Here is a 24,203-nt window from a genome sequence, read left to right as displayed (position 1 = left end):
CAGCTCAGTTGACGGCAGGCAGTCCGTGAAGACCGCCAACGTGCGGCGGATGCCCACTGGTTGGCTTGCGACCGTCGCGGCAACACGCCGTTCCCCCCTCAAGTCGTCACGACCCTCAAGTCCGCACGGCGTCGTGACGTCATGCCCCACCCTCACGCTTCGCCGTGATGCGTGAACCTACGACATACGAAACGGGAGATCTCCCTTGAGACCTCGCAGAACCGCCCGCAGAGCACGAGGGCCCGTGCTCGCGTCGGCAGGCCTGGCCATGGTCGCCGGGTTGTTGCCGGGCAGCATGGCCTGGGCCGGGCAGTCGAATGCCGCCGAGGCCCAGCCCCTGGCGCCCGGTGCGGCCGCACCCAATACGGTGGCGCCCGAGCAGCGCGGCGACGCCCTCGGCAAGGACTGGAAGAAGTCGACCGACCGCGCGTGGACGACGGCCGGGGACGCGACCGGGTTCCACGTGCTGGTCGCCGACGCCAGCGCGGGCTACACCTGGCGCACCGTGGCGACGCTGTCGGAGCCGGGCCTGGAGACCGATCAGTGGATCGGCAACGCCTGTGTGACCGGCTCGGGCAAGCGGGCCGTGGTGGTCTACGCACCGCGGGCGTTCACCAACCGCAGCGACCTCTTCGACCGGGGTGCCTTCACCGCGGTCGTGGACCTGCACTCGGGCAAGGTGACCAAGCTGCCGCTGAACGCCAGCCTGGCCTACTTCGACCCCGGTTGCGGTGCAGGTGAGACCGCCGTCGTCACGCAGGCGAGCGCCGACAGCCACAGTGAGCAGACCCAGTTCCAGACCGTCGACGCCGCCACCGGAAAGATCGTCTCCACGGGGACGGTCGACGGCCAGGCGACCTCCGCGGTCCCGGTCGGCAAGGACGTCTTAGCCGCGGCCGGGCCGCACCTCATCAAGGTGAACCGGGCGGGCAAAGCGGAGGTGGTGGCCACCACGCACGGCACCGCGATGCGACTGCACCCGGACGCCGACGGCAACGTCGCCTTCCTGGAGCCCGCCAAGGGCGGCAAGGTCGGCGTCGAGCATCTGCGCGGCCGTACGGTCAAGACCCTGGCCGTCGGCAAACTCGGACAGGTCGGCTTGGTCCAGGGCGCGGCCGGCAAGGTCTTCCTGACCGGCAAGTCCACAGCGGCGAGCGACCTGCCCTCGACGGTGCGCCGTATCACCGAGGCACCCGCCCAGGCGGAGCTGTCGACCAACGGCCAACTGGCCATCGTCCAGGCCGTTCCCCAGCACCTCGCGGACAAGGTCGCCGCGCCGCTGCGGCGGGCCGCCCCGGTGGCCGAGGCCGTCGAGATCAAGGCGACGGCCACCGGCACCAACAAGCCGCTGGCCTTCACCGTGGCCACCCAGCAGACTCCGGCCCAGGCCGACGCCGGTGCGAAGCCCTCGCCGCTGCTGCCGTTCATCGCCGGCGGCCGCAGCAGCGTGAAGAAGGTGCTCTCGGCGCCCGGCGCCAAGGCCGCGGCCTCGGGCGACCCGGGCAGCGACCCGGTGGACGGCGACCGCTACTGCTCGGTGCCGCGCAACGACGTGAACACGCAGGTCTACCAGCCCACCCCCAACCAGGTGGAGTGGGCCGCCGACATGGCCATCCGGGGCCTGCTGACGTCCGGAAACGTCAACAGGCCGGCGAACTGGCGCAACTCGGGGCTGCCGGCCTGGTCGCCGCAGGGCATGTTTCCGCCGCGCACCCTGGTCACCGGCGGCCGGATCCCCGCACAGGTCATGCTGGGGATCCTGACCCAGGAGTCCAACCTCTGGCAGGCCAGCTCGCACGCCATGCCGGGCGAATACGGCAACCCGCTGGTCGGCAACTTCTACGGCACCAACATCTACGCCGGCACGACGGGCTACGACCCGAAGCGCATATGGAAGATCAACTGGGACAAGGCCGACTGCGGTTACGGCATCGGCCAGGCCACCGACGGCATGCGCATCGCCGGGCACCCCAAGGAAGGGGAAGTGCTCCTGTCGCCGGACCAGCAGCGGGCCGTCGCCATGGACTACGCCACCGGCATCGCCTACTCGGTGCGCATCCTGCAGGACAAGTGGAACGAGCTGCACACCGCCGGTACGCAGATCAAGCTGAACAACGACGACCCGACGCGTCCGGAGAACTGGTTCGCCGCCGTCTGGAACTACAACGCGGGCTTCAACGTGCCGGGCAGCAACCCGGACGACCCGTCGGCCTGGGGACTGGGCTGGGCCAACAACCCCTCCAACCCCAAGTACCCGATGGACCGCGGCGCGTTCCTGGACAACAACCACTACGCGGACGCCGCGAAGCCGCAGAACTGGGCGTACGAGGAGAAGGTGATGGGGTGGGGCGCCTTCCCCATCGACACCGGCCGCTCCTACGACGACAACGGCACCATGAACAAGGGCAACACGCACGGCTTCTCCCCGGCCTGGTGGTCCAACGCCTCGGAGCGCACCGACGCCATCAAGCCGCCGCCGTCGACGTTCTGCGACACCACCAACGGGTGCGACCCGATCAACCCGCCGGTCTGCCACACTGTCGCCTGCTACAACCAGCACTGGTTCCACCACGACGTCACGTGGAAGAACTGCGGCAGCCAGCCGACGACCCCCAATGGGCTCGTCAACGAGTGCGGCAACGAGTACCTCACCTACAAGACGGTGCGCGGCGAGCCCGGTGACGCCCATCCCACGCTCGGCCCCTGTGACACGTCTGCCCTGCCCAGCGGCACGGTGCTCGTCGACGACCTGCCCGACGACGCGCCGCAGAACCGCTGCACATCCCGCGGCTGGTCCAACAACGGCACCTTCTCCTGGGAGTTCCGCACGGACGACGAGGGCAAGTACGAGGCCAAGGAGGACCTGCACCAGATCGGCGGCGGCTTCGGTGGCCACTACTGGTTCTCCCACGCGCGTCAGCCCAACAACTGGGACAACTACCTGACCACCAACGGCACGTGGAAGCCCAACCTGGCCGATCACGTCTACAAGGTGCAGGCGTTCGTCCCGTACCCCTCCCACACCACCAAGAGCGCCCGCTACGAGATCACGACCAAGGACGGCAGGACCCGCGAGCGGATCGTCGACCAGTCCAAGGCCAACAACGCCTGGGTGACGGTCGGCTACTTCCAGCTGGGTGCCAACGCCAAGGTCTCCCTGTCCAACGTCACCAGTGACTCCACTTCCGGCGACCTGGACGTGGCGTACGACGCGCTCGCGTTCGTCCCGGTGGACGGGACGTACGAGCACCACACCTTCGACGCGGCGGCCATCTTCGAGAGCAACCAGGACCTGGACACCAACACTCCCTGGCTGATGAAGACCCCGATGCGGACGCGTCGGACCATCTACGACTGGGCGCGCTCACGTACGGCCGGCGGAACGACCTTCGACAACAGCGGACGGCTGGTCGGCCTGTCGAACTTCCAGGTCTGCAACAGCGGGGCGTACAACGACCTCTGTCTCGGCGACAACGTCTCCGCCGCAGTCAAGTCCTGGCAGGCCGACGTAGAGGCGGCCGGAACCGACCCGAACGCTCACCCCTCCGAGGCCGACTGGCTGGGATTCGCGATTCCTGCGCCTCCGGCGACGATCGACGAGCACACCTTCGACGAGAACCGCTCGTACAAGATCCGCACGCACATCGACACCTCGTACATCGTCGGCCCGGACGGCAAGATCATCCCGGGGACCGAGGAGATGGCGGACTCGGGCCGCACCGGCGATACCGAGATCGCCCCGTTCGCCCGCAACTTCATCCAGGCGACGGTCAAGGACTACGGCTCGCTGGGCGTCACCCTGCCCGACCTCTCCTTCGACGCCAAGGACGGCAACGTCACCGGTCGGACCATCCACGTGGCCAATCCGCTGGAGACCGGTATCACGCCCGGGCAGGCCTACCGTTCGGGCCAGCAGCCGACCACGATCGACTCCACCGGCAAGTGCGTGACGACCAAGTTCGTCAGCGGCGGCAGCATCGGCTACCGCCCACTCGACGAAGCGCCCAACACCGACGCCAACATGAGCGCCTGGGTGAACAAGCTCAAGAGCCTCGCCGACCAGCGGAAGATCCCGGTCGAGGTCGCGGACACGGCGGGCGACATCTACAGCCTGTTCTTCCGCGCGCCCGCGCTCGACGGCGGCGGCAACCCCCAGGGTTCGCTGTTCAACATGGCGCCCCCGATCTGGCAGAACGTCAGCATGGCTTTCTGTGCGGGCGGAAGCGTCAAGTCCACGGCCGCGGCGAACATCGACGACGACCCGACCACGGGGCTCGTGTACCAGAGCTACATGCCCAACCTGTACCTCTACCTCGACGGTCACATGGTCGACGAGACCGGGCAGCCGACCAATGGTCCCGTGCAGCGCGGCGACTTCAAGTCGTTCTCCAACATGCCGCTCGGCGACGACCACCACACCGGCTACGGATCCTGCGGCACCGAGATCAAGGGCAACGGAGGAAACCCCTGGAGCCTGAAGGCCGTGCCTTCCGGATTCCCCGGAGGCGTCCCCACCATCCCGATGTTCTGCGATGACGGGAGCCACGCTTCCAGCTGATGTCCCGGGCCCCGGCCGGGTCCGCCACCGCGGGCCCGGCCGGGGCCTTCGCCCGTGCCCACGAAGGAGGACCCGGACCATGGCGCGACGTATCACCGCGCCGGGACTGCTGATGGCGCTGCCGCCCCTGCTCTTCCCTCCGGCCGTGGCGCTGCCGTCCGGCCTCCCCGCGGGCCAGCTGGTCCTCGCCTCGACGATCGGCCTCTTCCCGGCCGTGCTCTCCGGCTGGCTGGCGAGCCGCATCCTTGGCCGACACGGCCGTCTGCGCCCTGCCGCCCTCACCGGGTGCGTGTCGACGTCCCTGTTCGGGTGCCTGGTCGTGGGCTCCGTCTACTACGGATTCGTCTTCGCACCCTTCCTCGTACTCGCCTTCGGCCTCCTCGGCCTGCTCAGCTTCTGGGGCACCTGGACCCTGGCCCAGGACAGAAGACGGGGCGCGGTCACCGCCTCCGTGCCACTGTGCCTCATCACTGCCGTCGCACTGCACGTGTCCACAGGCGGAGCGGCAGGGACACTCCTGCATCTGGTCGGCTGGACGTGTCTGGCCCTCGCCGTCGTGATCTGCGCGGTGACCCTGCTGGCGCTGCGAAGGGGCAGCTGAGGGACCGGGTGCCGGCCTCACCGGCACCCCCGGTTCGAACTCACCGACAGAAATGACTTCAGGTTGTTCCTGGCCGGGCGATGGTGACTGTCGTCGGGAGTGGACCACCACCCTCGCGGGCAGCAGCCGGCTACGCTGCTCGGCCGGCCCTCGCCGCCCAACGAGCCCAAGACACCGAAGTCACCAGCATCGCCCCTAGATCCCCAGCACCGCCCGCAACTGCTCCAGCCCCCAGTCCAGGTCCTCCCCGCTGATCACCAGCGGCGGAGCGATCCGGATCGTCGAGCCGTGGGTGTCCTTCACCAGCACGCCCCGCTCCAGCAGCCGCTCGGCGACCGCCCGCCCGGTGCCGAGCCGCGGGGAGACGTCCACCCCCGCCCACAGCCCGCGCCCGCGCACCGCCGTCACCTTGCCGGTGCCGAGCAGCCCGGCCAGCTCGCGGTGCAGATGCTCGCCGAGGAGCGTGGCCCGCTCCTGGAAGTCGCCCGAGCGCAGCATCGCGATCACCTCCAGCGCCACCGCGCAGGCCAGCGGATTGCCGCCGAACGTCGACCCGTGCTCGCCGGGCCGGAACACCCCGAGCACGTCCGCACTGCCCACCACCGCCGACACCGGCACGATCCCGCCGCCGAGCGCCTTGCCCAGCACGTACAGGTCCGGTACGACGCCCTCGTGCTCGCACGCGAAGGTCCGCCCGGTCCGGCCGAGCCCCGACTGGATCTCGTCGGCGATGAACAGCACGTTCCGCTCGCGGGCCAGCTCCCGCACCGCGGGCAGATAGCCCTCCGGCGGCACGATCACCCCGGACTCGCCCTGGATCGGCTCCAGCAGCACGGCGACGGTGTTCTCGGTGAGCGCGGCCTTCATCGCGGTCAGATCGCCGTACGGCACGATCTCGAAGCCGGGCGTGTACGGGCCGAAGTCCGCGCGGGCCTCCGGGTCGGTCGAGAAGCTGATGATCGTGGTCGTACGCCCGTGGAAGTTGCCGCCCGCGACCACGATCTTCGCCATCTCCGCGGGCACCCCCTTCACCCGGTACCCCCACTTCCGGGCCGTCTTCACCGCGCTCTCCACCGCCTCGGCGCCGGTGTTCATCGGCAGCACCATCTCCATGCCGCACAGCTCGGCCAGCTCCGCGCAGAAGGCGGCGAACCGGTCGTGGTGGAAGGCGCGGGAGGTCAGCGTGACCCGCTCCAGCTGCCGTCTGGCCGCCTCGACCAGCCGCGGGTTGCAGTGCCCGAAGTTCAGCGCCGAGTAGCCGGCCAGCAGATCCAGATACCGGCGTCCCGCCACATCCGTCAGCCACGCGCCCGCACCCGTGGCCACGACGACCGGCAGCGGATGGTAGGTCGGCGCACTGTGCGCGTCCGCAGCGGCGATGAGGTCTTCTGTAGTGGTCACGGCCTCTCCCGGGTACGACGCTGACCCCCCTGCCTGTCCTCGTTTCCCATCCTCCCCCTGAAGACGGACGCGGGCCGCGTTCAACATGCGGTCACCGTCGCGTGGCGCCGTGCGGTGCCCGGTAGGCTGATCGGCGGGCCGTGACTGGCGCGCGGGGCTCTGGCAGAGCCCAGGATGGGACGGACCATCGGGGAGCGGCCCGGCAGGAAAACAGTGCCGTGCGCCTGGGCCGAACGTGAACGCTGTAAGCACACCGTCCGGAGGTCCCGATGCCAGAGCAGCAGCCCCTTTCCACCGAGTCCACCGCCTATCGCGCGGCCCTCGACGTCATCCGCGCGGTCGAGCCCCGGGTCGCCGACGCCATCGGCCAGGAGGTGGCCGACCAGCGCGAGATGCTGAAGCTGATCGCCTCCGAGAACTACGCCTCCCCGGCCACCCTGCTCGCCATGGGCAACTGGTTCAGCGACAAGTACGCCGAGGGCACCGTCGGCCGCCGCTTCTACGCCGGCTGCCGCAACGTCGACACCGTCGAGTCCCTGGCCGCTGAGCACGCCAAGGCGCTCTTCGGCTCCCAGCACGCCTACGTCCAGCCGCACTCCGGCATCGACGCCAACCTCGTCGCCTTCTGGGCCGTCCTCGCGGACCGAGTGGAGGCCCCCTACCTGGAGAAGGCCGGCGCCCGCCAGGTCAACGACCTCTCCGAGAAGGACTGGGCCGCGCTGCGCCAGGACTTCGGCAACCAGCGCATGCTCGGCATGTCCCTGGACGCGGGCGGCCACCTCACCCACGGCTTCCGCCCGAACATCTCCGGCAAGATGTTCGACCAGCGCTCCTACGGCACCGACCCGGCCACCGGCCTGATCGACTACGACGCCCTGCGCGCCCAGGCCCGCGATTTCAAGCCGCTGATCATCGTCGCGGGCTACTCGGCGTACCCCCGTCTGGTGAACTTCCGGATCATGCGCGAGATCGCCGACGAGGTCGGGGCGACCCTGATGGTCGACATGGCCCACTTCGCGGGCCTGGTCGCGGGCAAGGTCCTGACCGGCGACTTCGACCCGGTCCCGCACGCCCAGATCGTCACCACCACCACCCACAAGTCCCTGCGCGGCCCGCGCGGCGGCATGGTGCTGTGCGACGACTCCCTGCGCGAGCAGGTCGACCGCGGCTGCCCGATGGTCCTCGGCGGCCCGCTCCCGCACGTCATGGCCGCCAAGGCCGTCGCCCTGGCCGAGGCCCGCCGGCCCTCCTTCCAGGACTACGCCCAGCGCATCGTCGACAACTCGCGCGCGCTGGCGGAGGGCCTGATGCGCCGCGGCGCGACGCTCGTGACCGGCGGCACGGACAACCACCTGAACCTGATCGACGTCGCCACCTCCTACGGCCTCACCGGCCGCCAGGCGGAGGCAGCGCTCCTCGACTCCGGCATCGTCACCAACCGCAACGCCATTCCGGCCGACCCGAACGGTGCCTGGTACACCTCCGGCATCCGCATCGGCACCCCGGCCCTGACCACGCGCGGCCTCGGCACCGCGGAGATGGACGAGGTGGCGGGACTGATCGACCGCGTCCTGACCACCACCGAGCCGGGCACCACCAAGTCCGGCGCCCCCTCCAAGGCGGCCCACGTCCTGGACGCGAAGGTGGCGGACGAGATCGCCCAGCGGGCGACGGACCTGGTGGCGGCGTTCCCGCTGTACCCGGAGATCGACCTCGGCTGACGCCCGGCTCCGACGGGAGCGCCTTTCCGGGGCGCTCCCGTCAAAGAGGCCCCCAACACCTGAGAGAATGGTGAACATGGCCTCTGACCGACCCCGCGTGCTCTCCGGAATCCAGCCCACCGCCGGCTCGTTCCACCTCGGCAACTACCTCGGCGCCGTCCGCCAGTGGGTGGCCCTGCAGGAGTCCCACGACGCGTTCTACATGGTCGTCGACCTGCACGCGATCACGGTCCCGCAGGACCCGAAGGACCTGCGCGCCAACACCCGCCTCGCCGCGGCCCAGCTGCTGGCGGCCGGACTCGACCCGGAGCGCTGCACGCTCTTCGTCCAGAGCCATGTCCCCGAGCACGCCCAGCTCGCCTGGATCATGAACTGCCTCACCGGCTTCGGCGAGGCGAGCCGCATGACCCAGTTCAAGGACAAGTCCGCCAAGCAGGGCGCCGACCGGGCGAGCGTCGGCCTGTTCACGTACCCGATCCTCCAGGTCGCGGACATCCTCCTGTACCAGGCCAACGAGGTGCCGGTCGGCGAGGACCAGCGCCAGCACATCGAGCTGACCCGCGACCTCGCCGAGCGCTTCAACGGCCGCTTCGGCGACACCTTCAAGATCCCGTCGCCGTACATCCTCAAGGAGACGGCGAAGATCTACGACCTCCAGGACCCGTCGATCAAGATGAGCAAGTCGGCGTCCACGCCGAAGGGCCTCATCAACCTCCTGGACGACCCGAAGGCCACGGCCAAGAAGGTCAAGAGCGCCGTCACCGACACGGACACGGTGATCCGCTACGACGCGGAGAACAAGCCTGGCGTGTCGAACCTGCTCACCATCTACTCCACGCTCACCGGCAAGTCGATCGCCGAGCTGGAGCAGGAGTATGAGGGCAAGATGTACGGCGCGCTCAAGACCGACCTCGCCGAGGTCATGGTTGACTTCGTCACGCCGTTCCGCGAGCGCACGCAGCAGTACCTGGACGACGCCGAGACACTCGACTCGATCCTGGCCAAGGGCGCGGAGAAGGCGCGCGCGGTCGCCGCGGAGACGCTCGCGCAGGCCTACGACCGGGTCGGTTTCCTGCCGGCGAAGCACTGAGCTGTAGAGCACACGGCCAGAGCCGCACAACTCGACGGCGGTAGCCGTACAGTCGATGCTGAATGCTGCCCGAGCAGGCCTCCCTGCCCGGGCAGACGGGGAATACCGGACAAACCGGACGACGGGAGACGACGTGGGGACCGTAACGATCGGCGTGTCGATCGCGGTCCCGGAGCCTCACGGCAGCCTGCTCCAGGAGCGGCGCGCGGGCTTCGGCGACGCCGCGGCTCACGACATTCCCACGCACGTCACCCTGCTGCCGCCGACCGAGGTGGACGAGGCCGAGCTGCCTGCCGTCGAGGCGCACCTCACCGAGGTTGCCGCGGCGGGCCGGCCGTTCCCGATGCGGCTGTCCGGCACCGGCACCTTCCGGCCCGTGTCCCCGGTCGTCTACGTCCGGGTCGTCCAGGGCGCCGAGGAGTGCGCCTGGCTGCAGCAGCGGGTCCGCGACGCCTCCGGGCCCGTGGCCCGTGACCTGCAGTTCCCGTACCACCCGCACGTGACCGTCGCCCACGGCATCGACGAGGCGGCGATGGACCGCGCCTTCGCGGAACTGGCCGACTACGGCGCCGAGTGGCCGTGCGCCGGGTTCTCGCTGTACGAGCAGGGTGCCGACGGGGTGTGGCGCAAGTTGCGGGAGTACATGTTCGGCGGATCCGTGGTGCCGCCGCAGGCCGGCCACGCGGACGTCGAGCGAGACACGATCGCCAGCCTCTAGGGCTGGTCGTTTCCGGTCGTTTCCGGCTTCTGGCCGCTGCCAGGCCCTGTCGGCCAGACCGGCAGCCTGCGGAACAGCGCGCGCGGCGCGTGCCGCAGCGCCGACATCACCAGCCGCAGCGCCCCCGGCACCCACACCGTCTCCGAGCGGCGGCGCAGCCCCAGCTCGATCGCCGAGGCCACCGCCTCGGGTGTGGTGGCGAACGGGGCTTTGGGAAGGCCCGCCGTCATCCGCGTACGGACGAATCCGGGGCGTACGACCATGACGTGCACGCCGGTGCCGTAGAGGGCGTCGCCGAGGCCGTGCGCGAAGACGTCGAGGCCGGCCTTGCTGGAGCCGTAGATGAAGTCGGTACGGCGGGCCCGCTCGCCGGCGACGGAGGACAGGACCACCAGGGAGCCGTGACCCTGTTGCTGAAGGGCGCGGGCGGCGACCAGGCCCGACGAGACGGCTCCGGTGTAGTTGGTCTGGGCGACCTGGACGGCGCGCAGGGGTTCGCGCTCGTCGTGGGCCTGGTCGCCGAGGATGCCGAAGGCGAGCAGCACCATGTCGACCTCGCCCTCGGCGAAGACCTTGCCGAGGACCGTCTCGTGGGACTCGGGGTCGAGGGCGTCGAAGGCGACGGTACGGACGTCCGCGCCGAGGGCGCGCAGGCCCTCGGCGGTCTGCTCCAGCGCGGGGGAGGGGCGGCCCGCCAGCCACACGGTGCGGGTACGGCGGGCGATCAGTCGGCGGGCGATGGCCAGCCCGATCTCGGACGTGCCACCGAGGACGAGCAGGGACTGCGGGGCTCCGGGCATGCCAGCGACCGTATCGCCCGGCTACGGGTGGTTAATGGGATGACGCGCCATATTGGCATTAGGTCTTTGTCGTCAGGTGTTTGCGTAGGTCTTTGCGTTGGGGGCAGGAACGGATCATGGACTGGCTGAAGAGACTGCCTGTCATCGGGCCGGTCGTCACCCGGCTGACGGCCACCCACGCATGGCACTGTTACGAGCGCCTGGACCGGGTGAAGTGGTCCCGGCTGGCCGCCGCCATGACGTTCGTCAGCTTCGTGGCGCTGTTCCCGCTGCTCACCGTGGCCGCCGCGGTCGCCGCCGCCACGCTCAGCCCGGCCCGCCAGAAGGCCGTCGAGCACCGGATCGCCGACCAGTTCCCGGGCCTCTCCCAGCAGTTGGACATCAGCGGCCTGGTCCACAACGCCGGCACCGTCGGCATCATCGCGGGCGCCGTCCTGGTGTTCACCGGCATCAACTGGGTCGGCCAGGTGCGGGACTGCCTGCGCGCGGTGTGGGAACTGCCGGACCGCGAGGAGAACCCCCTCCTCGCCAAGGCCAAGGACGCGGGCATCCTGATCGGCCTCGGCGGCGCCCTGCTGGTGACGTTCGCCGCCTCCACCCTCGCCTCCGCGGCCGTGGGCCGGGTGTCCCATGTGCTCGGCCTGGCCGGCGCGGGCTTCGGCAGCCTCCTGCTGCGCATCGCCGCGTTCGCCGTCGCCGTGCTCGCCGACTTCCTGGTTCTGCTCTACGTCCTGACCCTGCTGCCCGGGGTCGAGCCGCCGCGCCGACGGCTGCTGGTGGCCGCGCTGCTCGGCGCGGTCGGCTTCGAGGCGCTGAAGCTGCTGCTCAGTGGCTATATCCAGGGAGTCGCCGCGAAGAGCATGTACGGCGCGTTCGGCGTGCCCGTGGCCCTGCTGCTGTGGATCAACTTCACCTCGAGAATCCTCCTGTTCTGCGCCGCCTGGACGGCGACGCAGACCGAGGAGCAGTCGGAGACCGACGTACAGGAGGAGGCCGAAGAGGAGGACGTCAGGGACGGGACCGACGGCGCATCAGATCCGGCAGCGGCCAACGGCGGTTGACCAGGAACACCCCGCCCGAGAGCAGCACCAGCAGCCCGCCCGTGATGGCCAGCGCTATCCCGATCCCGCCGGAGCCGCCCCCGGCGGTGGCGCTCGTCACCGGCTTCGAGCCGGACCCGCCGGCCGCGGAGCCCTCCTTCCCGGCGGAGGCACCGCCGCTCGGCTGCGCGCCGGCCTGCACGGCACTCTTCGGCGGCACCAGCTCGCCCACCGCCGCGACCTTGCCGGCCGACCGGAAGCCCCAGTCGAGCAGCTTCGCGGCCTCCTTGTAGACCTCGTTGTGCTCGTGCTTCTCCGGATTCATCACGGTGACCAGCAGCACCCTGCCCTTCCGCTCGGCGACACCGGTGAACGTGGCGCCCGCGTTGGTGGTGTTGCCGTTCTTCACACCCGCGATGCCCTGGTAGACGGGCACGTCGGTGTCGCCGCTCAGCAGCCGGTTGGTGTTCTGGATCTCGGCCGGACCGAATTTCGCGCGCACGGTCGAGCAGTAGTCGCGGAAGTCCTTCTTCTGCAGCCCGGAGCGCGCGAACAGCGTCAGGTCGTACGCCGACGACACCTGCCCCGGGGCGTCGTAGCCGTCGGGGCTGATCACATGCGTGTCCAGCGCCTGGAGTTCGTCGGCGTGGTCCTGCATGTCCTTGACGGTCTGCGGGACGCCGCCGTTCATCGCGGACAGCACGTGCACCGCGTCGTTGCCCGAGCGAAGGAAGACGCCGAGCCACAGGTCGTGCACGTTGTAGCTGTGGCCCTCCTCTATCCCGACCACGCTGGAGCCGGCGCCCATGCCCGCCAGGTCGGACGCCGCCACCTTGTGCGTCATCGACTTCGGGAAGCGGGGCAGCACGGTGTCCGCGAACAGCATCTTCAGCGTGCTAGCCGGGGGCAGCCGCCAGTGCGCGTTGTGTGCGGCCAGCACCTGGCCCGACTCCGCGTCGGAGACGATCCAGGAGCGGGCGGTGAGGTCCTTCGGCAGCGCGGGGACACCGGGGGCGGAGTTCACCTGCGTGCCGGGCTGCCCGAGCCGCACACCGCCCACCGTCGACATACCGGCCGGAGGCGTGGCCGTCGGTGTCGTCGAGGGGCGCGGGGCAGCGAGCGCGGCGGGCGCGGCGACGGAGGCGACGGAAAGGGACAGCAGTGTGGCGGAGGTGACCAGCAGTGATCGCCTGATGGTCTTGTTCGGTGCGGACACGATCGAGAACGTACCTGGACCGGACGCCGAAGTCCCGCGCACCACCCCACCCCCGGCAGGGAACCGGACACCGGCCAGCGATACTGACCCCATGAAGCTCAGCCGCCCTGTCTCCTGGTTCCTGCTCGCCTTCGGGGTGTGGAGCTGGGTCATCTGGGTCACTTTCGTCAAGAATCTCGTCAAGGACAGCAGCGGACTCGCCTTCGACGACGGTCACCCGACCGCGTACTTCTGGGTGCATCTGCTGCTGGCGATCGTCTCCTTCGTACTGGGGACGGTCATCGGGGTCATCGGGTTGCGCGGACTGCGCGCACTGCGCCGCACTTCATAGCGGAGGGTGCGGTCACGCGCGCGTGACTGGAACCGCTTTCCTTCCGTGAAGGCGTTGTGAAACCGGGCGGTAACAACACGCTCGGTAAGTTCTTTCCCCATCTGGTCAGAAAGCCCTTCCCCCAGGTGAGAGACCTGTGATTAGGTGAGCCGCGCCGCTTAGGGGAGTGGCGAAATTGTGCTGGCCATGGGTAGGGCTCAAAAGGCCTGGGGAGGGCACCACCATGCGATCTGTTCGCATGCGCGTTCTCGTGACACTGATCGTGCTCGGGGTCGTAGGCATCGGCGGCTGGCAGTTGCTGCCGTCGGAGCAGAACAAGAACAAGACCATCGTGGTCGGTACGACGGACGCGGTGACGTCGCTGGACCCGGCCGGAGCCTACGACGCCGGTTCCTGGGCGTTGTTCAGCAACGTCTTCCAGTCGCTGCTGACGTTCGAGCCGGGCGGGGTCGAGCCGGTCCCGGACGCGGCGAAGAGCTGCTCCTTCCAGGGCGCGGGTCTGAAGACCTACCAGTGCACGCTGCGCGACGGGATCACCTTCCCCAGCGGGCGCACGATGACCGCCGCGGACGTGAAGTACTCCTTCGACCGGGTCAAGAAGATCGACTCGGATGTCGGCCCGGCGTCCCTGTTCGCCACGCTCGGCTCGGTGACGGCCGACAGCGCGACGACCGTGACCTTCCACCTGTCGTCCCCGGACGCCACGTTCCCGCAGAAGGTGGCGACCGGCGCCGGTGCCATCGTGGACAAGGACAGGTACCCGGCCGACAGCCTGCGCACCGACACCGCGGCCGACGGCACCGGGCCGTACCGGCTGACGTCGTACGTGAAGGACACGAAGGCCGTCCTCGCGCCGAACTCGAGCTACAAGGGCGACCTCAGCGGCACCGGCAGCCCCGTCGAGCTGCGCTACTTCGGCGACTCCCAGAAGCTGAACAGCGCCTGGAACGCCAAGAAGCTCGACGTCGCCACCCGGACGCTGCCGCCGGACGTGCTCTCCCGGCTGAACCCGAGCGACCCCAAGCAGCGCGTCTCCGAGGCCGACAGCTCCGAGACCCGCAACCTCTACCTCAACACCCGCGCCGGCTCCCCGCTGCACGACGTGCAAGTGCGCCGCGCGATGGCCTGGCTGGTCAACCGCGAGAAGCTCGCCGCCACGGTGTACCAGGGCACGGTCGACCCGCTGTACTCGCTGATCCCGACCGGCATCACCGGCCACACCACGTCGTTCTTCGACACCTACCCGACGCAGAACGTCGCCAAGGCCCGCGAACTGCTCACCCAGGCCGGCGTCACCCTCCCGGTGCGCTTCACCTTCGGCTACGGCAAGGGCCGGGGCGCGGGCGAGGAGGAGGCCGCGGCGCTGAAGACGCAGCTGGAGCAGGGCGGCCTGTTCAAGGTGGACGTCCAGGGGTACGAGTGGACCGACTTCCAGAAGCGCTGGGCCGCCGGGAAGATGGACGCCTGGGCGGTCGGCTGGGTCGCGGACTACCCCGACCCGGACACCTTCGGCTCCCCGCTCGTCGGCACCGGCTCGACCATGAACACGGGCTACAGCAACAAGGCGGTCGACAACCTCATCCTCGGCAGCCGGCAGTACGCGGACCGCAGCCGCGCGGCGAACGACTTCCGCGAGATCCAGTCGACCGTGGCCACCGACGTCCCGCTGATCCCCCTGTGGCAGCGCAAGGAGTACGTGGTCAGCACGGAGGACGTGGGCGGCGGCCAGTACCTGTCCGACGGCACGGGCGTGTTCCGGCTGTGGCGACTGGAGTGGATCTGATCAGCCGGCCTCTGGGCCCTCCCGGCCCTCCCGGCTCTTCTTCCCCGGGTCCGGCAGCGCCTTCGTCATCCCCGGCAGGAAGTCCGTGAACAGTTCGTGGACCTCCAGCACGAGGGGGCGCAGGACCCGGAAGCGGGCCAGGGCGACCCCCCGTGCGGTGAGGCGGGCACCCCGCCTCGCCAGCCGGTAGCTGCGCTCGCGCCCCTCCGTGCGGTCGAAGACCCAGTACAGGACCAGGCCCATCTGGGAGAGCCACATCAACTCCGGGAGAACCTCCCGGAGTTCGGGTGCGACCTTGGACTTGGAGCCGGCCAGGACCTGCCGGTGCACGCTGATGGCCTGCTCGCGCGCGTGCTCGCTCTCCGGGGAGAAGGGGCTGAGCGGGCTGTCGGGATCGGCAGCGTTCTTGAAGAACTGGACGGCGAACTCGTGGTACGGCCGGGCGATGTCCAGCCACGCGGTCAGCACTCCCGCGAGCCGCGCCTCCAGGTCGGTTTCCCGCTCCAGGACCTCCCGGACCGCCACCTGGTGCTCGGCGGCGATCCGGTCGTAGAAGCCCTGGATGAGGTGTTCCTTGCCCTCGAAGTAGTAGTACGCGTTGCCGACGGAGACCCCGGCCTCCGTGGCGATGGCCCGCATCGTGGTCTTGTCGTAGCCGCGTTCCTGGAACAGCCGCATGGCGGTCTCAAGGATCAGCGCACGGGTCTGCTCGGACTTGCTGCTCTGGGGGCCGGCCGCCTCGGGGCCGTCGTTCTTCGCGGGCACGAGAGGAGAGCCTAACGAGTGCCGTCGGCCGCGCCGGAGCAGGAGGGCGGCTCGTGGACCCAGCCGCTGCTCGGGTGATACACCCACCCGTCGGCCCGCCGGTACGACTGCCCTCCCCAGGCCCCGCCCTGCCCGCTCCGCTCCCCTCCGCCCGGCCACTGGGCGCCCCGCCACTTCGCGGCGGCCAGGACCGCTCCCCGGGCCACCTTGGCCCCGGCCGGAGTGCTCAACCTGTGCGCGAGCGGGCGGTGTTCGCGCAGGGCCCACAGGACGACGATCCAGGCCCGGGAGCCCCGGTAGACCTGCCCGGAGTCGCCGACGACGGTGATCTCCTCAAGGGTGCTTGCGGGGTCGAGCCCCGGGAAGCGGGCCCGTGCCTGCTCCGAGCCCGCCGGCACCAGCTCCAGCGGCACGAGCTGCGGCTGCCGGACGAGCCAGTCGCGCAGGTGGGCGCACAGGCCGCACGAGGCGTCGTACAGAACGGTGAGCCCGCGGACCGGAGCGGCGGCTGGGGTGGTCACGATGGTCACGCCCCGGCCGTCGGGGCGATCCACTCCTGCGGGTTGACCGGCGGACGCTGCTCGCGCTCCATGATCCCGCGCCGCCGGATCTTGTTGAGGACGTACACGTTGCCCAGGTGCATCGCGCCGAGCACCAGCAGGACCACGCCCAGCTTGGTCGACAGGGCCTCGAAGACGCCGCGGGTGTCCTCGATCGTCTCGTCCCCGCTCAGGTACAGCGCCACGAAGCCGAGGTTGACCAGGTAGAAGCCGACCACCAGGAGGTGGTTGACCGCGTCGGCGAGCTGCTCGTTGCCGCGCAGGACGTCGGCGAGGAAGATCCGGCCGTTGCGGCTGAGCGTGCGGGCCACCCAGATGGTCAGCGCGATGCTGACGACCAGGTAGATGACGTAGGCGATGACGGTGCGGTCCATGCCCCACCCCTTCTTGAACGCGTTCAAAACGCTGACAGGGATGACTGTAGACCTGCTTTTGAACGTGTTCAACTCAAAGGCGGGGAGAGGTGCTTCACCTTCTGCGCCCCAACTCCGGCCGCTTGCTGTAGTCCGTGAAGCCGAGGACGTTCCCCCATGGGTCGGCGATCTCCACGGTCCACCCGGTGGCCACGGGGAACGCCTCGTCCAGCGGCGTGATCCCGGCGGCGGCCAGCCCCCGCGCCGTCGCCCGCGCGTCGGGCACCTCCAGCCAGATGCGCGCCGAGTGCCAGGGCGGCGACCGATACCCCAGCTCCTCGTCCACCCGCAGCAGAATCCCGGGCGTCTCCTTGCCGACCTTCAGCAGCGCGATCCCGGCCTCGTCGAACCGGAACCCCACCCCGAACCCGGCCCGCTCGTAGAACCCGACGGCCTCCGCGAGGTCCCCGACGGGCAGCAGCACGTTGTCGAACCCGAGCAGCTCGTACGACTCTTCGTCTGACATGTCGTCAGATTAGAGCGGCGGGAAAGAGAACCCGCACAAAAACGCCCGAGGGCCCTGCTTCCGGAGCATCAGAAACAAGGCCCCGCATCACCGGCAGCCGGCTGGCAATCTCGGATGAGTCCACTGAGCTGCTCAGCGAGGAGCCCAGAACGGTTCGGTCGTCGAGTTCCCAGGGTTCCGGGGCATACGGGCGGCGTGTGGGCGGACGGCGTGATCACTCGTTCAGGTGAGGCGCCCTGCATTGCGCCTGAGTAGGCTGAAGCGACAGGCGAGGCTCCGGCCCCATGGGAGCACTGATGAGCGCCGCATCCGAGCATGAGGCAGGGCAGGGCGGCGAGCCTGGGTATCGCTGGCCGATCCCGCCGTCCGGGGGTTGGACCGCGGACGACCTCGACCGGATTCCGGGCCTCCCGCCGCACACGGAGTTGATCGACGGGAGTCTCGTCTTCAGGAGTCCGCAGACCCGGTTCCACTCGCGCACCCTGCGTCTGCTGGACAACGCCTTGTTGGTGCAGGTGCCGGAGCACCTTGACGTCGACCGGGAAATGACGATCAAACTGGACCCGAAGAATCGGCCTGAGCCGGATATCGTCGTGTTTCCGGCAGAGGCGGTCACCGGGCCTGACCAGACCTGGTACAGGGCCGAAGACATTGTCTTGGCCGTCGAGGTCGTCTCGGACGACTCCCGTGAGCGTGATCGCGAGGTCAAGCCCCGCAAGTACGCTGCGGCCGGTGTGCCGCATTTCTGGCGGGTCGAGAAGGACGAAGAGCAAGGCCTGCCTGTCGTCTACGTCTACGAACTCGACCCCGCCACGAAGTCCTACAGCCCCACCGGCATCTTCCACGACCGGCTCAAGCTCTCCGTCCCCTTCGACATCGAGATCGACCTGACCGCGATCAACGAGCGTCCGGGCCGTCGGCCGGAGGAGACGGAGAGCTGAGAGGCGTCTACTGCGGGAAACCGGGAGTCAGTTCGGTTTCCGTCGCGCCGGCCGTCGTGATGCCGGTTGTGCCGGCCCGGAGCAGGACGCTTGGGCCGGAGCCGCCCGACACCAGCAGGTCCGCGTCGCCGTCCCGGTCGAAGTCGCGCAGGCGGGCGTACATGCCGAACTGCTCGTACTCCGTCGCGCTGCCCGGTACGCCTGCCGTGGCGCGGCTGAACCACTGGGAACCGGTGCCGGTCAGGCCGTTCGTGCCGCCCCGGAGGATGTGGACGCCGCCCGCCTCCTTGACCGTGCCGACCTGCTCCTCAGGCACGCCCACCGCCAGGTCCGGGTAACCGTCGTGGTTGGTGTCGCCGGCGGAGAGGGCGTAGCCGAAGCCGTCGTGCGCCGTGGCGGCGGTGGCCACGCCCGATGTGGACTGGGTGAGGCGGTAGGACGTGGTCGGGCCGGTGGAGCCGCCGCGCAGGACGACGACGGAGCCCGCGCCGTGGTTGTAGGGGACGTCGCTGACCGCGAGGTCCCCGTAGCCGTTCTTGTCGAAGTCGGCGATGACTCCGGTCGGGCTGTAGTCCGGGGACGTGGCGTTGTACGTCGTGAACTTGCCCGACGTGACAGTGGTGCCGCCGCGCAGGAACCAGGCGGCCTGGGTCACCTTGTCGTTCTTGTAGCCCTGGCCGAGGACGTACAGGTCGGTCGCCTTGTCCGCCGTGACCTTGCCGGCGACGAGGGCGGTCGGTTCCAGGATGTCGTCGTCGGGGCCGGGGGGCCGCGTGTGCTTGGTGACCTGGCCCGTCGTACCGGTCTGGGAGAAGCCGCCGCGGTAGATGTAGACGGTGTCGACGCCGTTGGCGACAGCCAGGTCCGCCTTGCCGTCGCCGTTGAAGTCGCCGGAGGCGAGGGCGGCGCCGAAGCCGTAGTCGGCGTGGGCCGTGACGGGGATGCGCGTGGCCTTCGTGCCCAGGCCCGAGGCGGCGCCCCACAGAATGGTGACCGCGCCCGCTCCGGCCTGCGTACCCACCTTCTCGCTGCGGTCCCCGACCGCGAGGTCGGCGTAACCGTCGCCGTTGAAGTCCGCGTTCGCGAGCTGGTCGCCGAAGCCGTCGCCGTAGCCTCCGGCGTCGCCGGCCGTCCCGGGGATGCCGGGGCTGTCCTGCGTGAATGTCTTCGTCGTGGTGCCGGGGCCCGTCGCCGTGCCGTAGGTGACGGTGACCTCACCGGCCCAGCCGGACGCATAGTCCCGGTAGCCGTCCCCGTTGAAGTCGTCGGCGTACTTGGCGGGCGTGGCCGCGGTCGCCGACGCTGTCGAGAGGGCCAACAGTCCGCCGGTCAGCGAGGCGGCCGTCGCCGTCGCGAGAGCCAGGCGGAGTGTTCTGTGAGTGAGCAATGAGTCTCCTGTGTGCGATTCGTGTGCACCGTGGAGACTGGTGAGGAGGCGTCAGGGTTGTACGCTCCGAGGTCGGCCTGCCTCGATGATCTCGGTCGCGTCCAAAGTGACCTTGGCTCCGACGGAGTCCGGCAGGGTGACCGACTCACCGGGAGAGTGGATGCGGTGGCTTCCGTACTCGCCCTGGGCGGGCTCGGTGAGGACGTGGAGGCGCTGGTGCTTGCGGTCGACCACGACGTAGACGGGGACCTGGGCCTCGGCGTAGGCGGCGACCTTGGTCTTCAGGTCGTCCTTCCAGTTGCTGGACGTGACCTCCAGGACGAGGCGGAAGCAGACCGGGTCGTAGGCATTGTTCTCGATGAAGTGGTCGTCGATATCGGCGTCGACCACCACCAGGTCGGGGATGGCGTAGTCCTCGGCGCCGGTGGGGAGCCAGAGTCCGACGTTTTGCAGGACCTCGGTTTCGCCGTCGTCAAGTCCGGCAGCGATGAAGGGCCGCATCAGCTTGGTCAGGGCACGGGCGTGGGGGGCATCCGGTGAAGGGGTCACGAGGAGATGGCCTCCGATGATCTCGACTCGGTAGCCCGGATGGCGCTCCATGATCTCGTCGGCGATAGCCGTGAGGGAGAACGGCTCGTCGTCGAAGGGCTGCTCGACGGATGCAGCGGACATCGCATGCCTCCTAGGGGCTGGCGTCGAGAGCATCATCGTAGGTCGGACCCAGCCCTTGCGTCCCTTGCAACCACGCTCACCCGATCGTGTGGCATATGCCCGAGGGCCCCGTTTCCAGCGGAAACGGGGCCCTCGCGGAGGTCGGGAAAACCTCAGAAGCGACGCGTGATCAGCGCGCGCTTCACTTCCTGGATCGCCTTCGTGACCTCGATACCGCGCGGGCAGGCGTCCGTGCAGTTGAAGGTCGTGCGGCAGCGCCAGACGCCGTCCTTGTCGTTGAGGATCTCCAGGCGCTGCTCGCCCGCCTCGTCACGGCTGTCGAAGATGAAGCGGTGGGCGTTCACGATCGCGGCCGGACCGAAGTACTGGCCGTCGTTCCAGAACACCGGGCAGGACGAGGTGCAGGCGGCGCAGAGGATGCACTTCGTGGTGTCGTCGAAGCGCTCGCGGTCCTCGGCCGACTGGAGACGCTCACGCGTGGGCTCGTTCGTGTCCTTCGTGATGAGGAAGGGCATGACGTCGCGGTACGCCTGGAAGAACGGCTCCATGTCCACGACCAGGTCCTTGAGGACCGTGAGGCCCTTGATGGGCTCGATCGTGATCGGCTTCTCGGGGTTGATGTCCTTGATCAGGGTCTTGCAGGCAAGACGGTTCTTGCCGTTGATCCGCATCGCGTCCGAGCCGCAGATGCCGTGCGCGCACGAGCGGCGGAAGGTGAGGGTGCCGTCGACGTCCCACTTGATCTTGTGGAGGCCGTCGAGGACACGCTCCTTCGGGTCGATCTCCAGCTGGAAGTCTTCCCACGTCGACTCCGCCGAGACCTCCGGGTTGAACCGGCGGACCCGGAAGGTGACCGTGATGTAGGGGGACGCCGCCAGGGCGTCCGCCTCGGCCTTGTCCAGAACAGGGGTAGCCATCAGTACTTACGCTCCATCGGCTGGTAGCGGGTCTGGACGACCGGCTTGTAGTCGAGACGGACGGTTTCCGCGCCGTCGGCGCCGACCTCGCGGTACGCCATCGTGTGACGCATGAAGTTGACGTCGTCGCGGTTCGGGTAGTCCTCGCGGTAGTGACCACCGCGGGACTCCTTGCGGGCGAGGGCCGACACCGCCATGACCTCGGCCAGGTCGAGCAGGTTGCCCAGCTCGATCGCCTCAAGGAGGTCCGTGTTGAAACGCTTGCCCTTGTCCTGGATCGCCACGTTCTGGTAGCGCTCCCGGAGTTCGGCGATCTTCTCGACCGCCGTCTTGATCGTCTGCTCGGTGCGGAACACCATGACGTTCGCGTCCATGGTCTCCTGCAGCTCGCGACGGATGACCGCCACCCGCTCGTTGCCCGTCGAGGTGCGCAGACGCTCGATCTGCTCGACGACGAACGCCTCCGGGTTCTCCGGCAGCTCGACGAAGTCGGCCTTGTGGGAGTACTCGGCGGCGGCGATGCCCGCGCGGCGGCCGAACACGTTGATGTCCAGCAGCGAGTTGGTGCCCAGGCGGTTGGCGCCGTGGACCGACACGCAGGCGACCTCGCCGGCCGCGTACAGGCCCGGGACGACCGTCGTGTTGTCCGCCAGGACCTCACCCTCGACGTTGGTCGGGATGCCGCCCATCGCGTAGTGGGCCGTCGGCTGGATCGGGATCGGGTCCGTGTAGGGCTCGATGCCGAGGTAGGTGCGCGCGAACTCCGTGATGTCCGGGAGCTTCGCGTCCAGCTGCTCCGGCGGGAGGTGGGTGAGGTCCAGGTAGACGTGGTCGCCCTCGGGACCGCAGCCGCGGCCCTCGCGGATCTCCGTGTAGATGGAGCGGGAGACGACGTCACGGGACGCGAGGTCCTTCATGACCGGCGCGTACTTCTCCATGAAGCGCTCGCCGTCCTTGTTGCGGAGGATGCCGCCCTCACCACGGGCGCCCTCCGTCAGCAGGATGCCCATGCGCCAGATGCCGGTCGGGTGGAACTGGAAGAACTCCATGTCCTCCAGCGGCAGACCGCGGCGGTAGACGGCGGCCTGGCCGTCACCGGTCAGCGTGTGCGCGTTGGACGTCACCTTGAAGAACTTGCCGGTGCCGCCGGAGGCGTAGATGACGGCCTTCGCCTGGAAGATGTGGATCTCGCCGGTCGCCAGCTCGTAGGCGACGACACCGGCGGACTTCTTGATGCCGTCTTCCTCGGTGATCAGCTGGTCCAGGACGTAGAACTCGTTGAAGAACTCCACGCCTTCCTTGACGCAGTTCTGGTACAGCGTCTGGAGGATCATGTGGCCGGTGCGGTCGGCCGCGTAGCAGGAGCGGCGGACCGGGGCCTCGCCGTGGTTCCGGCTGTGACCGCCGAAGCGGCGCTGGTCGATCGTCCCGTTGGGCGTCCGGTTGAACGGCAGGCCCATCTTCTCCAGGTCGAGGACGGCGTCGATGGCCTCCTTCGCCAGGATCTCGGCGGCGTCCTGGTCGACCAGGTAGTCACCGCCCTTGACCGTGTCGAAGGTGTGCCACTCCCAGTTGTCCTCCTCCACGTTGGCGAGCGCGGCGGCCATGCCGCCCTGCGCGGCGCCCGTGTGGGAGCGGGTCGGGTAGAGCTTGGTCAGGACCGCGGTGCGGCTGCGCTTCGTCGACTCGATGGCGGCGCGCATACCGGCGCCACCGGCGCCGACGATGACGGTGTCGTACTTGTGGATCTTCATGATTCTCGCAGCCCCGTGCCTAGCGGATGTTCGGGTCGAAGGTGAAGATCACCAGCGTGCCCAGCAGGATGGTGAACACCGTGGCGGTGTAGAGCAGACCCTTCAGCCACAGCCGGCTGTTGGGCCGCTCCGCGTAGTCGTTGATGACAGTGCGCAGGCCGTTGCACCCGTGCAGCATCGCGAGCCACAGCATCAGCAGGTCCCAGACCTGCCAGAACGGGGACGCCCAGCGGCCGGCCACGAAGGCGAAGCCGACCTTGGTGACGCCGTTGTCCAGGACGAGCTGGATCAGCAGGTGGCCGATGACGAGGACGACCAGCACGACGCCGGACAGGCGCATGAACAGCCAGGCGGCCATCTCGAAGTTGCCCCGGGTGGACTTCGGGGTCTTCTTGGTCCGCTTGCGCGGCGCCTCGATGAGCGGGGCCGGGTTGTCGACGGAGTAGACGGGGGCGCCCTCGACGGGGCCGACTCCGGTGGTGATTTCAGTCGTGGACATGGGCGTCAGCTCCCGAACAGAACACGAGCGGCGTGGCCGAGGATGGGGTAGACCGCCCCGGCCATGAGCACGACCCAGATACCGACGGCCGCCCAGAGCATCTGCTTCTGGTAGCGCGGGCCCTTCGACCAGAAGTCGACGGCGATGATGCGCAGGCCGTTGAGTGCGTGGAAGAGGACGGCTGCGGTGAGGCCGTATTCCATCGCCGAGATGATCGGCGTCTTGTACGTGGCTACGACCCTGTCGTAGTCCTCGGGGCTGACACGGACGAGAGCCGTGTCCAGGACGTGGACGAACAGGTAGAAGAAAATGAGGACGCCGGTGACTCGGTGAGCCACCCAGGACCACATTCCTTCCCGGCCGCGGTACAGCGTTCCAGCCGGCACGAAAGAACCCTCCGGGAGCGGGGACTAGGGCCGCGCCGGCTTCACTGTCGGTCGGGCCCGGCCGGATCTGGTCCACCGGCCCTCAGCATCGTAGCCATGCGCCGTGCCGTGCTTTACGGGGGGCCTACCTTGTGTGATCAAAATGGCACCGGATGGGGTAGCGGACGGGCCGCCACGGGGGTGG

General features: G+C 69.2%; 22 protein-coding genes and 1 riboswitch. Of the genes, 9 read left to right on the top strand and 13 right to left on the bottom strand.

Features of this window, described 5'->3' with window-relative positions; translation table 11 throughout:
* Nucleotides 1-244: 244 nt before the first annotated feature.
* Together ACWD3E_RS23810 and ACWD3E_RS23805 are read left to right on the top strand one after the other, a co-directional pair.
* Nucleotides 245-4,558, top strand: a complete 4,314-nt coding sequence (locus ACWD3E_RS23810; RefSeq protein ID WP_451389568.1) for a golvesin C-terminal-like domain-containing protein — start codon at nucleotides 245-247, stop codon at nucleotides 4,556-4,558.
* A gap of 79 nt (nucleotides 4,559-4,637) precedes the next feature.
* Nucleotides 4,638-5,159 (top strand): hypothetical protein, encoded by a 522-nt coding sequence (locus ACWD3E_RS23805; RefSeq protein WP_451389567.1) that lies wholly within the window; start codon nucleotides 4,638-4,640, stop codon nucleotides 5,157-5,159.
* A 195-nt stretch (nucleotides 5,160-5,354) separates the two neighbouring features.
* Here ACWD3E_RS23805 and rocD read toward each other — a convergent pair whose 3' ends face one another.
* On the bottom strand, nucleotides 5,355-6,560 hold the full coding sequence (gene rocD / locus ACWD3E_RS23800; protein WP_451389566.1) for an ornithine--oxo-acid transaminase: 1,206 nt from the start codon (nucleotides 6,558-6,560) through the stop codon (nucleotides 5,355-5,357).
* 130 nt (nucleotides 6,561-6,690) lie between these two features.
* Nucleotides 6,691-6,797: riboswitch (ZMP/ZTP riboswitch) on the top strand.
* Nucleotides 6,798-6,829: 32 nt separating this feature from the next.
* On the opposite strand from rocD, the gene ACWD3E_RS23795 reads away from it, so the two are divergent.
* The 3 genes from ACWD3E_RS23795 (at nucleotide 6,830) to ACWD3E_RS23785 (ending at nucleotide 10,089) form a co-directional block, all read left to right on the top strand.
* Entirely contained in the window at nucleotides 6,830-8,281 is a 1,452-nt protein-coding gene (locus tag ACWD3E_RS23795) for a glycine hydroxymethyltransferase (protein WP_451389565.1), read from the top strand.
* A gap of 76 nt (nucleotides 8,282-8,357) precedes the next feature.
* Nucleotides 8,358-9,371, top strand: coding sequence for a tryptophan--tRNA ligase (gene trpS, locus ACWD3E_RS23790; protein ID WP_451389564.1), 1,014 nt, complete (start codon nucleotides 8,358-8,360; stop codon nucleotides 9,369-9,371).
* Nucleotides 9,372-9,504: 133 nt separating this feature from the next.
* Complete coding sequence (locus ACWD3E_RS23785; RefSeq protein ID WP_451389563.1) at nucleotides 9,505-10,089, top strand: 2'-5' RNA ligase family protein; 585 nt, start codon at nucleotides 9,505-9,507, stop codon at nucleotides 10,087-10,089.
* On the opposite strand, the gene ACWD3E_RS23780 is transcribed toward ACWD3E_RS23785, so the two are convergent.
* Nucleotides 10,086-10,889 carry a decaprenylphospho-beta-D-erythro-pentofuranosid-2-ulose 2-reductase gene (locus ACWD3E_RS23780; protein WP_451389562.1) on the bottom strand — a complete coding sequence of 268 codons (804 nt, stop codon included), beginning with the start codon at nucleotides 10,887-10,889 and terminating at the stop codon, nucleotides 10,086-10,088. The genes ACWD3E_RS23785 and ACWD3E_RS23780 overlap by 4 nt on opposite strands.
* A gap of 116 nt (nucleotides 10,890-11,005) precedes the next feature.
* Between ACWD3E_RS23780 and ACWD3E_RS23775 the strand changes: the two genes are divergently transcribed.
* Entirely contained in the window at nucleotides 11,006-11,950 is a 945-nt protein-coding gene (locus tag ACWD3E_RS23775; RefSeq protein ID WP_451389561.1) for a YihY/virulence factor BrkB family protein, read from the top strand.
* Here ACWD3E_RS23775 and ACWD3E_RS23770 read toward each other — a convergent pair.
* Nucleotides 11,898-13,145, bottom strand: coding sequence for a D-alanyl-D-alanine carboxypeptidase family protein (locus ACWD3E_RS23770; RefSeq protein ID WP_451389560.1), 1,248 nt, complete (start codon nucleotides 13,143-13,145; stop codon nucleotides 11,898-11,900). The genes ACWD3E_RS23775 and ACWD3E_RS23770 overlap by 53 nt on opposite strands.
* A gap of 91 nt (nucleotides 13,146-13,236) precedes the next feature.
* On the opposite strand from ACWD3E_RS23770, the gene ACWD3E_RS23765 reads away from it, so the two are divergent.
* The gene (locus ACWD3E_RS23765; RefSeq protein ID WP_451352508.1) at nucleotides 13,237-13,476 is read left to right on the top strand and encodes an SCO4848 family membrane protein; all 240 of its coding nucleotides are present in this window, start codon (nucleotides 13,237-13,239) and stop codon (nucleotides 13,474-13,476) included.
* A gap of 223 nt (nucleotides 13,477-13,699) precedes the next feature.
* On the top strand, nucleotides 13,700-15,259 hold the full coding sequence (locus ACWD3E_RS23760) for an ABC transporter substrate-binding protein (protein WP_451389559.1): 1,560 nt from the start codon (nucleotides 13,700-13,702) through the stop codon (nucleotides 15,257-15,259).
* Here ACWD3E_RS23760 and ACWD3E_RS23755 read toward each other — a convergent pair whose 3' ends face one another.
* The 4 genes from ACWD3E_RS23755 to ACWD3E_RS23740 all read right to left on the bottom strand — a co-directional run bounded on the left by ACWD3E_RS23755 (nucleotide 15,260) and on the right by ACWD3E_RS23740 (nucleotide 17,463).
* The gene (locus ACWD3E_RS23755; protein WP_451389558.1) at nucleotides 15,260-16,024 is read right to left on the bottom strand and encodes a TetR family transcriptional regulator; all 765 of its coding nucleotides are present in this window, start codon (nucleotides 16,022-16,024) and stop codon (nucleotides 15,260-15,262) included.
* 11 nt (nucleotides 16,025-16,035) lie between these two features.
* Nucleotides 16,036-16,554 (bottom strand): thiol-disulfide oxidoreductase DCC family protein, encoded by a 519-nt coding sequence (locus ACWD3E_RS23750; RefSeq protein ID WP_451389557.1) that lies wholly within the window; start codon nucleotides 16,552-16,554, stop codon nucleotides 16,036-16,038.
* The gene (locus ACWD3E_RS23745) at nucleotides 16,551-16,958 is read right to left on the bottom strand and encodes a hypothetical protein (protein WP_451389556.1); all 408 of its coding nucleotides are present in this window, start codon (nucleotides 16,956-16,958) and stop codon (nucleotides 16,551-16,553) included. Before ACWD3E_RS23745 ends, ACWD3E_RS23750 begins: the two co-directional genes overlap by 4 nt.
* A gap of 94 nt (nucleotides 16,959-17,052) precedes the next feature.
* Nucleotides 17,053-17,463 (bottom strand): VOC family protein, encoded by a 411-nt coding sequence (locus tag ACWD3E_RS23740; protein WP_451389555.1) that lies wholly within the window; start codon nucleotides 17,461-17,463, stop codon nucleotides 17,053-17,055.
* Between the two features lie 296 nt (nucleotides 17,464-17,759).
* Here ACWD3E_RS23740 and ACWD3E_RS23735 point away from each other — a divergent pair, with 296 nt between their 5' ends.
* The gene (locus tag ACWD3E_RS23735) at nucleotides 17,760-18,404 is read left to right on the top strand and encodes a Uma2 family endonuclease (protein WP_451389554.1); all 645 of its coding nucleotides are present in this window, start codon (nucleotides 17,760-17,762) and stop codon (nucleotides 18,402-18,404) included.
* 7 nt (nucleotides 18,405-18,411) lie between these two features.
* Here the strand turns inward: ACWD3E_RS23735 and ACWD3E_RS23730 are convergent, their stop codons facing one another.
* From ACWD3E_RS23730 to sdhC, 6 genes are all read right to left on the bottom strand, one after another.
* Nucleotides 18,412-19,791 (bottom strand): FG-GAP and VCBS repeat-containing protein, encoded by a 1,380-nt coding sequence (locus ACWD3E_RS23730; protein ID WP_451389553.1) that lies wholly within the window; start codon nucleotides 19,789-19,791, stop codon nucleotides 18,412-18,414.
* Nucleotides 19,792-19,842: 51 nt separating this feature from the next.
* Entirely contained in the window at nucleotides 19,843-20,463 is a 621-nt protein-coding gene (locus ACWD3E_RS23725; RefSeq protein ID WP_451389552.1) for a Uma2 family endonuclease, read from the bottom strand.
* Nucleotides 20,464-20,615: 152 nt separating this feature from the next.
* The gene (locus ACWD3E_RS23720; RefSeq protein ID WP_451389551.1) at nucleotides 20,616-21,380 is read right to left on the bottom strand and encodes a succinate dehydrogenase iron-sulfur subunit; all 765 of its coding nucleotides are present in this window, start codon (nucleotides 21,378-21,380) and stop codon (nucleotides 20,616-20,618) included.
* Nucleotides 21,380-23,134 (bottom strand): succinate dehydrogenase flavoprotein subunit, encoded by a 1,755-nt coding sequence (gene sdhA / locus ACWD3E_RS23715; RefSeq protein WP_451389550.1) that lies wholly within the window; start codon nucleotides 23,132-23,134, stop codon nucleotides 21,380-21,382. The genes ACWD3E_RS23720 and sdhA overlap by 1 nt, the downstream gene beginning before the upstream one ends.
* Nucleotides 23,135-23,153: 19 nt before the next feature.
* Nucleotides 23,154-23,633: a succinate dehydrogenase hydrophobic membrane anchor subunit gene (locus ACWD3E_RS23710; RefSeq protein WP_451389549.1), complete on the bottom strand. Its 480-nt coding sequence runs from the start codon at nucleotides 23,631-23,633 to the stop codon at nucleotides 23,154-23,156.
* 5 nt (nucleotides 23,634-23,638) lie between these two features.
* Entirely contained in the window at nucleotides 23,639-24,019 is a 381-nt protein-coding gene (gene sdhC / locus ACWD3E_RS23705) for a succinate dehydrogenase, cytochrome b556 subunit (protein ID WP_451352491.1), read from the bottom strand.
* Nucleotides 24,020-24,203: the final 184 nt, after the last annotated feature.

This window comes from Streptomyces sp. NPDC002676, from assembly GCF_053592455.1.
The sequence above is the reverse complement of the archived record's forward strand: the minus strand, read 5'-3'. Positions and strand labels throughout refer to the sequence as shown.